General features: G+C 31.6%; 2 protein-coding genes. Both read right to left on the reverse strand.

Going from position 1 to position 512, the window contains the following annotated elements; translation table 11 throughout:
- Window positions 1–138: helix-turn-helix domain-containing transcriptional regulator (locus K8089_RS16640; protein ID WP_407932400.1), on the reverse strand; the 138-nt coding region annotated here is incomplete at its 3' end.
- The gene (locus K8089_RS16320) at window positions 131–433 is read right to left on the reverse strand and encodes a type II toxin-antitoxin system RelE/ParE family toxin (protein ID WP_237604342.1); all 303 of its coding nucleotides are present in this window, start codon (window positions 431–433) and stop codon (window positions 131–133) included. The genes K8089_RS16640 and K8089_RS16320, both read right to left, overlap by 8 nt.
- Window positions 434–512: the final 79 nt, after the last annotated feature.

Below are 512 nucleotides of genomic sequence, written 5' to 3' on the forward strand. Positions count from 1 at the left end.
TTTTGCAATATGTCCGATTGCCACAATCAAATCAGAGCTGTCACCATCTTCGAGTACTGTATTCAGGTATTCAGCAATCATTTCTTCGCTGTCTAAATAGTCCGTTATGTCAAATCTTGAGGTTTCCATTTTAATCATCTTTTATTTTGTTCCAAATTTTTTTCGCTTTTTCAATATCCATTTGTTGAGTCGATTTATCTCCGCCGATTAGAAGAATAACAATTTTGTTGTCTTTTTCCTTAAAATAAACTCGGTAGCCTTTAGCGTAATTAATTCTCATTTCGCTAATTCCGTCTCCTACAGGTTTACAATCTCCGAAATGTTCATCCGTTTCAAGTTTTTGGATTCTGAAAAGAATTTTAGATTTTGCTCGAATGTCTTTCAGCTTTCTAAACCACTTGTCAAATTCAGATGTTTTTTCGGTAATTATCATTTAAAAAACTGTATCCGTTTAGATACAAATATAGGAAATATTTTGGATTTGAAAAGTAATTTTGAATTATTCTAAAAGG

The sequence above is a fragment of the Aequorivita vitellina genome (assembly GCF_022008365.1).
GTDB classification, from domain to species: domain Bacteria; phylum Bacteroidota; class Bacteroidia; order Flavobacteriales; family Flavobacteriaceae; genus Aequorivita; species Aequorivita vitellina.